The following is a 13,652-nucleotide window of genomic DNA, read 5'->3' as shown; positions in this document are numbered from 1 at the left end:
GAATTTAGTTCTTAGGCAAAGCATCAAATGGGTTTCCCGGTAAGGGAACATTTTCAAAGGGATTGGATTGCTTCCCCGCTGGGGCAGGAACATTATCGAATGGGTTATTACTCAAGGGCGATTTAGGTTGTTGCTTACTATTGCCCGTCTCATCAAACGGATTACTCGAAGGTAAACTTGGTGAATCGAAGGGGTTAAAAGGGCTGGAGTTAGGCACTTGATCAAATGGGTTGGCTTGAGGTGCCGGAACCGCTTGATCAAATGGATTGGCTTGGGGTGCCGGGACCGCTTGGTCAAATGGATTAACCGAGGGACGAACTGATTGTGAATTAATTACACCGACAGGAATTGTTTTGCCTTCATAAAAAGGTACAAATACATCCTCTATTTCTTGTTCTATAAATCGCTCGATTCGGGGACGGTGGTCATAACTCCAAACGATACGAACTGGCTCGTTCACATCAAACTTATCAAAGAATGCCAAGGTGGTCGGATTATACCCACCACCAGATTCAGGCATACCACCAACCCATTTTGGATAAAACCGCCAGGGTAAAAAACTATCCTCACTTTCCACGTCAATCCATCTGTCTCCTTTTTGAACAAGAATGCCGTTCATAACCCCATTTCTTTTAAATGGATTGATAATTTTGATTGAACGAACTCTTAGATGACCATCCCAAAACCAATCCAATCGTACCCGGTTTCCGACCACGAGTTCTTTAAAAACACCAAGCGTCTTTAAATCAAAACCGCCCCCTCGAGCAGGCGAACCTCCCTGCCACGGTGCTAGATAACGTTCGAGCAAACCTTTGTCCTCCTTAACCTCGATCCAAGCATCTCCTTTGGCATTAAGAATCCCCTTTAAATTCCCTGCCTTTTTAATCATGAAATCTTCTCCCCATAAAAAGAAAGAGAAAAAGAAGAAAACGATTGGAAGAAACTTCATAAGCCTAGTTTCATACTAAAAAAAAATTAAAAATCGTCAATAGACGTAACGATAATAAACTTCGAGCATCAATGTGCAAAGAGTAGTGCGATAGACTTCTGCATCCTGTCCACCCTGACTTGAAGTCTTTCCCCCACCCTCTTTAGGCCAACTTCCGTCTGCGAGTTGAGAATTGAGCAACATGGGTTCCATCTTTCGATTCCAGGCAGTCCAATAGGCTCCCCCATAATTAAAAAGGGCCTGGGCATCATAATACCAGGAATATAAATTTGCATCCGCACTCGTATAATCCATTGCCAAGTTATTCTTCAAGATATGTTCCATTGCCTTTTTTAAAGTTGCCCTCTTTTCCTCTTCGGAAGGATGCCCATGCTTCCATGATTGAAGACCAAGCGAACCCACTCCGGTTAGCTTGTGTTTTATACTCTTTGCATCGGATGCCTTACGATACCCAAACCCTCCATTTCCAGAGGAATAGACCCGATAAAAATTTTTGACCGAAGCTTCCAATGCAGGTTCAATACCAGGGAAAATTGCTCCCGTATTATACGCCGCCTTTAAGGCCTGGAATTGCCAACCACTCACGGATGTATCGCTCGATTGTTTTTCATTTTTTCCAAAATCTACGAATCGTAGATTATCCACACCGGGCCTTTCTTCCATGTAGACCCATCCGCCATCCTGTTTTTGTCCGGCGACAATTCGATGGATTGCTTTTTGCAAGATCGGGAGTATGAAATCCTTCTCAGTCATGCCATAAGCTTCCGCAAGGGCGTAGGTTGCAATGCCATGCGCGTAGGCGGATCCGTGTTTATTGTTGGTAATGTAAAGCCAGCCATCCTTTTCATCACCAAGTTCAACCAGATACTTAATCCCCTTCGCTACCGCCTCCCCATATTCGGGAGAGTCAGTCAGTTCACAATGTCCCAAATAACAAAGAAGGGCAAATCCAGTCATCGCTCCTTTCGCATTATTCCCCCAAGACCCGTCTGCATTTTGATCCTGATTCAACCAGTTCAGTGCCTTAATCACAGAAGTTTCAACCCGATCCGGATTCTTCACTCCTCCCCGGGCAAGTCTTGCCACCCGACCCACTTTGTCGCATCGCCCGCTCATTGACTTCGGTACGGAAACTCCCAGTGAGTTTACCGCAGCCCGTAGATTAGTTATTTTGTCTCCTTTCGCTTTGGAAATAATTTCATTGGGGTCTTCCGCCCCGTTAAATACTGTCGAATCAAATGCAAGGGCATCATCTTCATTTTCTTCGAAAATCAAAGCATTAGGATCACCAATATCTTTATTCTCTTCATCCATTCCAATCCGGGAGAGAAGTAAATCTTTTGAGTCGACCAATCCTTGATCGAACTCACCCGGTTCTATGTTCTCCTCCATATTTTGAGAAGATATTTTGGTCTGATCAGAAACACCGTCATCTGCTCCTGCAATTGCCGGATTAAAAACCTGTGCTTCACGCATGGCATTTTGATTGTCCTCGTTCGCACCTCCAAGTGCGTCCAAACCCTCCCCTCGTCCACTGCTGCCTAAACGGGCACGTTCACCGCCGGATTCCACATCCGTACGCTCACTTTGGGGAACGGTGGAACCCTCCGTTTCGTTTCCTGCCACTTGACCCGCTTTGGCGATAGTTGTCTGGCGAGACTCAGAAGGAGAAATCAGAAGAAAAAGAAAAGCTCCCAAACTGAGAAGAAGTAAACAATAGGACATTCCTAAGTTGAGCCAGGGAATCGGGCCAGTACCCTGCGGTTTTTTTTTCTTCTCTTCAAAAAAAGCAAGATGGCACAGAATCCCGGTACCAAGACCAGTGAAGACTAGAACAGAAGAGAGAATCAGGTTCCCGGCAATGAGATTACCGATTAACGCCAACCCAAGGGTCGAAGAAAGAACAAGAGAAAGTATGGTCTTGGTACTCATACCAAACTTCTCCTAGTAAAAAATGTATGCTCCCTTTTTATAGGAGAAGTAAAAAGGAGAGCTCAGAGATTGTGAAGATCAATCAGCCGATGCATATTTATTTTTACAACCCTTGCAGCAAAACGCGACTGTCTTACCATTAGCACTCTTCGCAGTTATTGATGGGTTTGCCTTGCGGTCCTTTTTGATGGGACACATTTCGTTCAAAGAAGAAGTGCTGGAAGAATTACCGCTTAGTTTTGCATTATAGCGACCATCTTCCTGTCCTCCGCCGTATTTCCCAAGATCCAAACCAATTTTACGGGATGCTTCCATGATCAAATTCATGTAATAAGCGGGATCACCTTCCGAATTTACATGATATTCGTCACTGAATACAATCCCATCACGGTTGCGAATATTGTCACCATTTTCCTGCCAGTAGTACGGCTTCAAGTTTTCACCTGCACCGGAAAGATAACCATCTCCACGCCAGGCGTTTTCCACAAATTCCTTAAATGATTTGGCAAAAGTCTTCCCTCGGTCGACTTGGAACATGATTCCACGGTACAGTCCACCGTATCCGTTTAACCCTTTTTTAAGATCATTCAAATCGTCCATGTAGTGATCTTCTGGTTTACGATTGAAATTGGGAAGGTGATATGCGGGTTGGGCTTCATCTTGGAAGACAAGTGCTAACACATTTTCTTTCTTTGCCGCATCTGCAAAGAATTTAAGTGTGCGTTCTCCTTCACCATCCACCACGAGTACCCGGCGATTGTAAAGATCTTCGTCGTTCTTGTAATAAGGAAGTAAGGCATTTTTAAGAAGAGTATCTTTCATCTCGTCCAACGCCTTTCTTGTGCTTAGAATTGAGCCACTTCCATCCACATGCATCATAATGTAAAGATTTCCGTCTTTGGGAAGGTGATCGTAATCCCAATCGTCGCGTCCAACTCCGTCGCCATCGTTAATACCGATTCCAACCCCGACGCCGACATCTGCCACTCCCAATCCGAGAGGATGAGTGACCCTACCTGAAACCAGACCGGCTGCTGCACCGGCTCCGGCACCTCCGACCAATCCGGCCACTCCACCCGCGACTCCGGGTGCAACTGCAAGAGCTGGCCCCCCCATTTCACCAGGGTTGCTGGCCGGGTTTGTGGGACTAGTCATCGCAGAGATTTCCTCTCCGTCAGTAAATCCATCGCCATCACTGTCCGAATTGGATGGGTCCAGACCGTAAAGAGCTTCCAGTGAGGCGGGGACTCCGTCCTGATCACTGTCAGCACCGGGAGCAGGTGTGCCCGGTTTACTACGGGGATCACGCGGATTGGACATTCCCTTGACCTCATCCGCATCACTTACCCCATCCTTATCCGTATCATTGGATTGAGGGTTCGTCCGAAAAGTAGATTCCATTGCATCCGAAATTCCATCGTTATCTGAATCAGGACCTTCCGGTTGACTGGGTGCAGCGGGCGTGTAGGTTCCGATTCCTCCCAATGCGGGAACTGCTTCACCATTCATTACCGCCTGCCCAATTCCTGCTCCAAGCCCAGCAAATCCAGCTGCAGCTCCCACGGCTGGACTTCCAATTCCTGCCCCTACACCCTGTGAAGGAAAGTTGTATGCAAAAACCTCAGACCCTTTCCCTACTCCAGGCATCGAGCCCTTTCCAAAACCGGCACCATCTTTATCAAATTCTCCCACGGCACCCAGTTCTTCATCATTAAAATTTCCGCGGCGAGCATCGGGAACAAAATTTCCCACATCAACCCGATCATTTCCGCCCCGGTCCAATCCGATATCCTGTCGATCCAATCGGGCCACTAAGTCATCGTCATTATCATCGATGATAATAAGTTCATTGTCGTCTAATCTAGCTAATCTACGATCTAACAAGCCGACATCAACATCGTCTTCAATCACAGTGCGATTTCGGCCACCATGTATTCGACCGTTCCCACCATTTCCTCCGACTACCCTTCCGTTACCTAAGTCATTCCCTGCGAGTCGGAGATGGCGATCATCGTTGTCCACATAAACGATATCATCATCGTCGTCACCAATCACAGCGGTTATTCTTTTATCATCCAATATCACACCATCAAGTCGGTCATTATAAGCGACATTTGCACCAGCAATAAAGCCACCTGCGTTAACCGTAACAAATCGCTCCACTGAATCTGATACCTCTCCAGACTTAGGATCTTTGACAGTGTAAATAACTTTGTATTGCCCAGGAGTAGAAACATCAACGAAAGAGACTGTTTCGACAAATGCGGTTAGATCTTCATCTCCATCAATCGCCGTGTACCCAGGGTCTACCCAAAGTTTGCCGATCGGCCAAGGTATGCTAGTGCCTCCCGTTAAGGTAATGACAGAAGATTCTATCTCTGCTCCCTCAGAAGCACCAACGACTTCGCCCTCTTCGGTAATAGTTTCGTTTACTACGACCTGTGGGTCTTGTTGGGATCCCCAATAGAGAAGGGCTCCAAAACCTAATGCCAAAGCATAACCTGCCGCTAAGCTGGATAATGCAACGGTTCGATGCTTTGGATTGAGTTCCCGTTCTTCAGACTGCGACTCGTCTACCGCAGTCTCTTCAATCGTCGAATCCGTCGCTTCCTCGTTCTTCTCTTCCTTCTTCATTTTTGGTACTTTCTTTAGTGGTTTGGACTGAAAGGTTTTTATACTGATTAAATGCTAAGTGAGCCATAACGATTTGACCGAGTATAATTGCGAAGCCAAATAGCAGAAAAAACGGGCTGGAAAGTAAACTCGTCTGAACCAAACCCAAAAGGACACAACCCAGTAAAAATGTGCCCAAAATAAGAGAAATAAGAAGTTCTTTCGACATAAAGATTATAATTCGAGCAGTTGGTAGCTTAGGCAAGGTAAAAGAGCAGTCATTTGAGTCATTTTAAACATTACGAAAAAGAAATAGTAATGCGGACCGAATAAGATCGTTCGGAAACTGAACTGGTAAGAGTAAATCCATTTTAATAGTTCTGCCAGTAGTAACCAAATTTGGACAAATAATCGGAATTACTCTAAAATTTGATTTCTTACCAAAAATTTCGTGATTCTTACCCGGCCAAATTGAAGAAAAACATTCTGTTCATTGCACTTTCCAAGGAACATTGTCCGAGCGCAGAACGAGGGGAAGTTCAGCAATGGGAATCCAATTATAATCTAATTTTCTTAAAACTGCTTCGTCTCGAATTTTATTAAAAATCGCAAAATTTTCTGAATCGGAAAATACAAAGAGGTTCAAAAAGAAATTTTGACGAACTAAACGGGGGGCATCTCCAACCGAGGAGAGAAACAAATCCAATGCATCATCATTCATCGGATCGACTCCCCTGCTTGGATCGACTTTTACCTGGAATCGCTTGTCGGGAGTTTGATTCCATACCAATCCATCTTCATTCTTTTCAACCGAACCGATCCCCAGAGAAATCATCGGATACATTTTACCATGTGCCACAATAACAGGGAGTGGCTTTTTACGCGTGTCTTTTTGTTGAGGAAGGCTGACCTTACGATAGGGCTTTTTTTTCAACTCTTTACTTAATTCCTGGTGGGCAAGAATCGTTTCCAAACGACTTAATTCTTCCTCCATACTTAAACGTTCTTTTTCAATTGTTACTTCGCTATCCTCGAGTTCATCAAGTTTTACTTGTTCACGCTGCATTAATTTTTCAAGGGCGAAAGAATCGCTATTTAAATCGTCTAAATTATCCTTTATCTCTTCAATTTCCTCTCTTTTGGAATAAGAATCATCTTCCAAGTCTTCTAAAATCTCAATGTTTTCATCGGTGAGGTCGAGTAATGAATTTTGTAACTGCTCACGTTCCCTGATAAGTTCAGATTGATTGTCATCGGTCTGAACTAATTTATCGTACAATTCGACGCTTTTTTTGTTCACACTGAGAGCAAGTAAGAGAGCAATTAAAATAATTCCTCCAAATGTATTGCACAAAGTATCGAGCAACATATCCAAGCTTCCACCCTCTTCTTCTTCGCGTGCCATTAGTTGAACATCAAATTAAAAATTGGTGAGTTCTGAAAGTTCATGGATTAGGAAAAAACTCAACAAATGGATCAGCAATCTTGTCAGTAAACAAGACAGCTGCCTCTTCATGGATTGGCTCGAATCCGTATTTGTACCCGAGCATACGGGTCAGGTTATTTTTAGGGTCACATAGTAAATCAAATAAATTCTTTTCAATCGTCCCATTTCTACCTGGTACATTGGTAATGGTTAACTGACATGCCGAAGGACGAAAGAAATAAACAAAGAAATTTTTATTCTTATCATAGGAAGTCAGGGCTCCACCAAGTTTTTGATAATAGTTGGCCGAGTTCACTGGTATCGTTCTTTGCCCCCCATTAAAAATTCCTATTGTAAATTCGGATGATCCTAGAATTACCAGGACCGGCTTTTCTCCCTGATTATTTTCTTTAGGAATTACCCGGACTTCATTTTCAACTTGTGATTCTAACTGCTCGACCTGTGAATTAAGGTTGGAATCAAGCTCCTGTAATTCAAGTTCGGAGAGGTTTTTTAAAGACCGTAATACCCGGGCATTAATTTTATCTTCCAGTCCCTTCTTCTCCTCATTTAGTTCATTTTTTTGAACCCTTGCCAGGTCCATAAGTAATTCTAAACTTTCAATCTTATCTTTTGTTTCTTTCGAATCATTTGAATCTTCAATCCCAAGCTTTTTTTTAAAAACTTGAAGTTCTAAATTAAGCTTTCTCAATTCCTCCGACAGTTGTTCAATTTCGCTATTCTTCTTCTCTCTTTTGACTAAAAATTCTTTTTTCTCTTCGCTTATTTCTTGGTGCAATGCTGCAATCTCTTCGATTACTTGAGTCGCATTAAACTCACTTGCCACCACAATTGTGGCGTTCCCTCCCCCCTCATTTGCTCCCACAATTAATTCAACAGGAGCAGTATTATTACCCGGACTATCGCCTTCATTTTCTCGCTTTGGGTTGACCTGAAGGGCAAGGATAAGAGCGATTAAAACTAGGATACCAATTACTGCAGTTATAATATCCTGAAAGGCAAAGAAACTAACCCTCTGCTCGCTATTTCGACTACTTCTCCCCATCTTGACTTACTGTAGGTGAAAGCTTGCTACGATCAAATTGATTTACGAACGAGTTCTTCCCGTTTTTTCAAGCTTAAGTTTTGCTAAAACATAAGTTTGGCAATACTCATTGCACTCGTCCAAAAGTAAAAATTCTTGCCGTTTTCGAAAGGTCATTACCATTTGCACAACAATCGAGCCTACCAATCCAAGTAGGGTAGTATCAAACGCAGTGGATAGACCCCCGGTCACATCAGTCAATGAATTCTTCAATTTGTCAACATCGTCAGCGAGCTGTATGGTCACTCCAAATTCTCCAATCGCAGACCCCAATCCAAGAACTGTACCAATAAAGCCGAGAACTGGAATCGCCCAATTAAATCCGTTGATTAAACTGTAACTGGCTGAGACTTGATCTTCATCAATTGAAGCCTGTGCATTGGTCAAACTTGCGACCTCACTAATTTCTCCGATGTTCTGCAAATTCGATAAGGCGACATCAATTCGGTTTAAAAGCAAAAAGTGCTTCGGGTCATCAACCTGACCACGAATTCGTAACAACGCATCTCGGGCAGTCGCATTATTAAGAAAAAAGTTGGGGTCCTGGGGGATCAGATTGAGAGCCAGAATTTTCTTTTGAAAACTCACTTTCCTACCCTTTACAAACAGAATCGCAAGAGCCCAGAAAAAAAGCATGGTGATTCCCGCACCCATTAAATACCCCCCGAGTCCTCGATTTATAAATTTATCAGATAATGCTATGTGTAAGGGAATGTCCCTCACTTGTTCCTCTTGCGTACCATCTTCAAGTGTTACCATTTCCGAGTTCTGTTCTTTCCACTCGGCGGCAGTACCAGAATCTCCAATCACAAACTCCAATACTAAAAAAAAGAGTGTTGATAATATGAGCCCCACTAAAAAAGTGAAAAATGCATTTGTATCGGTATATCTACCGCCACTAAATCCAATTTTGTTCTCAATATCTTGCGTCGACCAACTTAACTCAGGTTCATCAAATCCTACTCCTCCGTCCATTTATTTTTTTCCTTTCACACGATTAAATAAGGCATTTTGAAAATTAATTCTCTTCTCCTTCACTCTTTACGATCGTACCACAGGCTAAATCATGCAGACCCTGTCTGCGAGGAGTCAAAAATACAATAAAGGGTAAAATAATAGTCAGGGAGATCAAAATTTTAAGGACTGCTCGTAAGGAAGAAACACCAAATCCTGGAATTTCATCATCCGCCAATCGTACCACTTTAATTTTGCTTATTCTTTTTCCAATAAATCCGCCCGCTTGAGAAGATTCTCCCAGTCCATAATAAAGCCAACCCAATAAGAAGTAAGCACATACACCGGCAAGATACAGAGTATTATCGAAATCTGAAAATGCACCGGCAGTACCAATTAAAATAACCACTACCAATAGTAAAATAGCACTATCCACAATCCCCGCAATCGCCCGTGCTCCATGCGGGGCAATGTTTTCAATTTCCATGCTGGGCTTATCCGGAGTTACCTCATCTTCGCCCGCTTCCTTTTCTGCAGACTGATCGGAATCCGTCAACACTGTGTTCGATTGCTTCGCGGAAGAAAGAGATGGACTGGATGGGACAGACTGTACGGGAGGAGGGAGAGCAGCAGGAGCAGCAGGTACTGGGGGCGGCTTAGGGGGAGGAGGTGCAGCAGAACCCAATGAACTTAGATCATCTGCAACTCCAGGTATTCTTGATAAAGGAACCCATTCTGAAACTCCTTCAAACCAAACTAAATCGCTGAATCTTAAATTACCCGCTTTTAAATAATCTTTTAATTCTTTTAATAAATATGGGCCAAATTGAGTCCCGGATCGATTAATGTGAATTTCAGTTGCTGGACCTGGTTTGGGCACTTCAATTACTTTTTCAACCGGTTCAGGTTTCGGTTCAGGTTCAGGTAATTCGACGGTCTCCTCTTCTTCTTTCTTCACTTCTTCCTCCTCAGGCTCATCTTCAAATACCTGATCTAAATTCTGTTCTGGAAGAAGTCCTTTTTCATATTGGTCAATAAAATCGGATACGGTGAGCCAATCCTTTCCTAATTTAACTTTATGAATAGTGCTGATCTCCTTCATGCGAAGAAGGTCAATAATTTCCAAAGCCGTGAAGGGACCCGAGATTTGTCCTCTTTTTGAAAGTGAATATTTTTCTTGATAAGACATACTCAATTTGAAAAATCTACTGGCAGGAAATCCTCCACTCCTCCAAATTTTCCATTCGTCACATTCGCTTTCGAATAATTTTGTGCCAGTATTGCTCCAATATTGGGGTTGGTTCCAACTAAGGGACTGTATGAAATAAAGGAGGCCCGTGCCCCCTTGGTTAATTCAAAAGAACCATTAACTTGAGAAATACCCCAATACAAAGCTGGCTTACTTCCGGTAAATCGGGCCTTCTTTTGAATATCAACATGTCCAATATAAGAAAAATTTACTTTTTGTAAGGATTGTAAAACCCCAAGTGTAAATTTTGCTTCGGGAAAATAATCTCGCTTACCCACTACACGGTAATACTGTGCCAAACTTTGGGAAAGGGATTCGTTCGCTTTCTTATCCATCCAATCTGTCGGTCGGATTTTTATTTTTACCTGACTTACAAGAGCATCATAGTCTTTCAATAGTTGATTGCTCAGAGCAACTCCCCAAGAGGCAGGCTTTTTTTTCATCAAATCAACTATCTCACGATGGAGATATGCCTTGAGCAGGGGGGAAATTGATTGTTCGGCAATCACAACCTCAAGCATTTCCATCAAAGGTCCGGCAACACTTTTTGTATTAGGGTCTAGTCTGCGTTCGATTTGTTGCTGCAAAAAAGTAGATTCAGGAGTCAATTCGCCCCCCTCTACTGCAAGCCCCTTCATTCCTCCGCCAAAAATGGTGGTTTGAAATTCTCGGCCCTCCACCTTTCCATTCCAATGAAATTCGCCTACTTGCACATTAGTTTTGATCGGGTTGGCAATAGGCTGTCCTTGTTCATCAAATTTTTGTGCCACTTCCTCCTCCTTCACCGGACCATAGGAGTACAAGGACATCATCTGCTTTTTTTGGGTTGAATAAACCCCGGATGCACCGGATTGGAATGGAGTACATTCCACTAATTGATAGCTCCAAATAGAGCGAAGATCGGGGCGGGAAAGAAGGGCCATAATATGATCGTATTCTGTTCGAGATTCATCGGGCTGGAGTGTAATCTTACCCGATTCCACTTTTTCCCATATCTCGGCAGGTCCCTCTATAAAGAGACGGCTTCTTAACTCACCGTTTTCATTTGAAAATTTCTTTCGATGAGAAAGTACAGTACGGACCAGGGAAGCTTTTGTTTTTTCAAATGCATCATTTTGCAAAAGTTTTTCCAAAGCAAAAAAATACTCGTCCAAGTTTTGAGCTTTCCCTAAATCTCCCTCCACTTCTCCTAATTGGCCCAACGCTCCGACTGATTCCTTTTGTGCCTTCACTAATTCTTTAAATTCTCTGCCCTGTGCGCTAGACATTCGCTCCTGATCGGTTGAACTGCCGTTCAATTCCGTAATCTTACTCAATGAGTCTGACATTTGCCTGAGGAAAGCAAGTTTCTCATCCCGAGATTGGGCTTTTTTACTTTTCCCCAGTAATTGGTCGGCTTGATTGAGCAACTGATCGTAAGACGAACCGGACTTATTTTCCACTTCTTTAGAATAACCCTTCCAAGTTTGCTTAAGTTGTCGAATCGCATCCCTGACCTCACGATAATCATTGGGGTCAATCGCATCTGATCCGGAAAAACCACGGGTTTCTTCATCCAATTCCTCGAGGTATTTTTCCTGAGCAAGAATGCCATGATCCGCCTTTCCGGAATCCCGGAAGGCTTTCCATGCTTGTAGCACTTTTGCATCAAAGTTTAAAACCTCCTTCTTTAAATTATTAAACCGATCTCCTTTTCGATCATTTGTATCCTCGATCCGAGCCAAAAATGCGGCAATCTCCTGTAATTTGTCCAAGACTAATTTATTGTCCTGGAAACGATAATAATCGACCTCGTTTAAGGGTAAATCTTCTCCTTTATCATTCTTTCGAATTCGCGGTGCACTCTCAAATAATTCTAAAAATCTTTTGGCATCCCGAATCTGAAAATTTGGATCATTATCAAGATCTTCAAGGATTTTGCCACACATCGAGGCAACCACATTACCCCTTCTCCGTTCAATGTCCTCCTTTTTTAAAATAGGTAAAAGACTTTTATCCTGAGTATTGAGCAAAAATTCGTCCTGACTTTCTGAAACTAAATTTGCACCCGCATCTCGAAAAACTTCCTCCACTGCTTGATCCACAAACTTGCGAACCTTGACATCCTCTAGATAATCAGGGTAATTCCCTACAAAGGCAGATAACTTCTCCCACTGTTGTGAGGGATTGGGCACCTCCAAAACCGCTTCTGCAGCGGAGCGGGCATCCCAAAAACCTTTCAACCACCAAAGTCCTGCCACTGCACCAATCGCAACTAAAACGAACGCAAAAACACCCGCCATCCAGATTCTCTTAGTCCGGCCACGAAGGCGAAGAATACGATTTTTCACATGGGACTCTGCTTTTTGCAGGTCCATCATAATCTCTGCAGAGAGCGATTTACCAAGGTCTTGAAATTCCTGACGAAATTTGCGCAATTCGTTTTGTTCCTCCAGGTAAACCTCCAACGTTTTTCCTCCCTGACTGTCCACCTGATGCATTTCAGCAAGGCGGTTCTTAAAACGAGAGATCATGCCCTCGAGTTCACGCTCTGATTTCGCGTCCTCCGCTAATTCTTCAGACCATTCCTTGTATTCGTTGTATACATTGATGTCATCCTCAGCTAATTCATTTTCCAGGTTATGCTCCTGGGCCAAATTAAAAAATTCTCCGATTAAAGCAAGGGATCCCTTCCAGTCATCCGCAGCTCTGTAGGAAGCAATCTCGACCAAAATTTGCTCCAATCGTACCTTTGCATTTCTTCGCTCCACTCCTTCTCGAACTGCAATTGCATTTTCCCATTCATCTCCTTTGGGTTGCACCACCCAATCGGTATCCTCAATATCAATCATCAGATCAAGAAACTCTGCTTCTCGACCCGCTGTGATTAACTGCGTTAATTCCTTAATTTTATCCTCTAGAATCTTTACACTTAATTGACCGAAATGTCTCTTGGCAGCACCATGATCTGGATTTGCTTTCAAGATCATCTTTAACACCTTAAAAGTTTTTTCCTGGTCCCGGCTTCGTGCCGCAGTACGATATTCACGAAAAAGTGGGCTGTCCTCTGTGATTTCCTTATCGTATAATCCATTGAGCAAATCCACATGCTCATCTGCCCATGTGGGTCCGACATAAAGTCCCTTCTCTTCACATTCTTTTTTCCATTTACCATCATTGGCAAAGGAAAGTTTTTCCATAAGTGTAAGTACATCTGGAGATTGTTCCGCAAGTTCACGGGCAGCAAAGTCTTTACCGGAACGAATCAGAGTTACGCAGTGCTCTAATCTTTCATCAATTTGAGTTCGAAATTTCGCATATTCCTTCGCCAATGCATGAAATACTGGATCGGTAGTTCCATCCTCACGAAGAGCTTTTTCGATGCGATCAATTAAACGGTCAATATTCACAGGTCTAAATTATTGTTTCGTGTTGGGTTTTAGTA

At 43.1% G+C, this 13,652-nt stretch carries 9 protein-coding genes; all 9 read right to left on the bottom strand.

The annotated features are described in order from the left end of the window. Nucleotides 1–4: 4 nt before the first annotated feature. Nucleotides 5–889: a hypothetical protein gene (locus tag ACKPQ5_RS03060; RefSeq protein WP_407677625.1), complete on the bottom strand. Its 885-nt coding sequence runs from the start codon at nt 887–889 to the stop codon at nt 5–7. A 96-nt stretch (nt 890–985) separates the two neighbouring features. After that, the gene (locus ACKPQ5_RS03055) at nt 986–2,881 is read right to left on the bottom strand and encodes a prenyltransferase/squalene oxidase repeat-containing protein (protein WP_407677624.1); all 1,896 of its coding nucleotides are present in this window, start codon (nt 2,879–2,881) and stop codon (nt 986–988) included. Nucleotides 2,882–2,959: 78 nt separating this feature from the next. Further along, a complete protein-coding gene (locus ACKPQ5_RS03050) occupies nt 2,960–5,515 on the bottom strand; it encodes a DUF5011 domain-containing protein (protein WP_407677623.1) in 2,556 nt (851 codons plus the stop codon). Beyond that, nucleotides 5,469–5,723, bottom strand: coding sequence for a hypothetical protein (locus ACKPQ5_RS03045; protein WP_407677622.1), 255 nt, complete (start codon nt 5,721–5,723; stop codon nt 5,469–5,471). Before ACKPQ5_RS03045 ends, ACKPQ5_RS03050 begins: the two co-directional genes overlap by 47 nt. Before the next feature lie 261 nt (nt 5,724–5,984). Next, a complete protein-coding gene (locus ACKPQ5_RS03040) occupies nt 5,985–6,899 on the bottom strand; it encodes a hypothetical protein (protein WP_407677621.1) in 915 nt (304 codons plus the stop codon). A 40-nt stretch (nt 6,900–6,939) separates the two neighbouring features. Further along, complete coding sequence (locus ACKPQ5_RS03035) at nt 6,940–7,986, bottom strand: hypothetical protein (protein ID WP_407677620.1); 1,047 nt, start codon at nt 7,984–7,986, stop codon at nt 6,940–6,942. A gap of 42 nt (nt 7,987–8,028) precedes the next feature. Then, on the bottom strand, nt 8,029–9,000 hold the full coding sequence (locus ACKPQ5_RS03030) for a MotA/TolQ/ExbB proton channel family protein (protein ID WP_407677619.1): 972 nt from the start codon (nt 8,998–9,000) through the stop codon (nt 8,029–8,031). Between the two features lie 43 nt (nt 9,001–9,043). After that, complete coding sequence (locus ACKPQ5_RS03025; protein ID WP_407677618.1) at nt 9,044–10,168, bottom strand: RDD family protein; 1,125 nt, start codon at nt 10,166–10,168, stop codon at nt 9,044–9,046. 2 nt (nt 10,169–10,170) lie between these two features. Then, a complete protein-coding gene (locus tag ACKPQ5_RS03020) occupies nt 10,171–13,617 on the bottom strand; it encodes a hypothetical protein (RefSeq protein WP_407677617.1) in 3,447 nt (1,148 codons plus the stop codon). Nucleotides 13,618–13,652 lie beyond the last annotated feature (35 nt).

The sequence above is a fragment of the Candidatus Seribacter sulfatis genome (assembly GCF_964187635.1).
In the GTDB taxonomy this organism is placed as follows: Bacteria; Verrucomicrobiota; Verrucomicrobiia; order Opitutales; family Seribacteraceae; genus Seribacter; species Seribacter sulfatis.
The sequence above is the reverse complement of the archived record's forward strand: the minus strand, read 5'-3'. Positions and strand labels throughout refer to the sequence as shown.

Excerpts from the sequence above, each read along its gene's own strand:
- ACKPQ5_RS03060 (WP_407677625.1), bottom strand. The coding sequence starts at position 889 with ATGATTAAAAAGGCAGGGAATTTAAAGGGGATTCTTAATGCCAAAGGA.
- ACKPQ5_RS03055 (WP_407677624.1), bottom strand. The coding sequence starts at position 2,881 with ATGAGTACCAAGACCATACTTTCTCTTGTTCTTTCTTCGACCCTTGGG.
- ACKPQ5_RS03050 (WP_407677623.1), bottom strand. The coding sequence starts at position 5,515 with ATGAAGAAGGAAGAGAAGAACGAGGAAGCGACGGATTCGACGATTGAA.
- ACKPQ5_RS03045 (WP_407677622.1), bottom strand. The coding sequence starts at position 5,723 with ATGTCGAAAGAACTTCTTATTTCTCTTATTTTGGGCACATTTTTACTG.
- ACKPQ5_RS03040 (WP_407677621.1), bottom strand. The coding sequence starts at position 6,899 with ATGGCACGCGAAGAAGAAGAGGGTGGAAGCTTGGATATGTTGCTCGAT.
- ACKPQ5_RS03035 (WP_407677620.1), bottom strand. The coding sequence starts at position 7,986 with ATGGGGAGAAGTAGTCGAAATAGCGAGCAGAGGGTTAGTTTCTTTGCC.
- ACKPQ5_RS03030 (WP_407677619.1), bottom strand. The coding sequence starts at position 9,000 with ATGGACGGAGGAGTAGGATTTGATGAACCTGAGTTAAGTTGGTCGACG.
- ACKPQ5_RS03025 (WP_407677618.1), bottom strand. The coding sequence starts at position 10,168 with ATGTCTTATCAAGAAAAATATTCACTTTCAAAAAGAGGACAAATCTCG.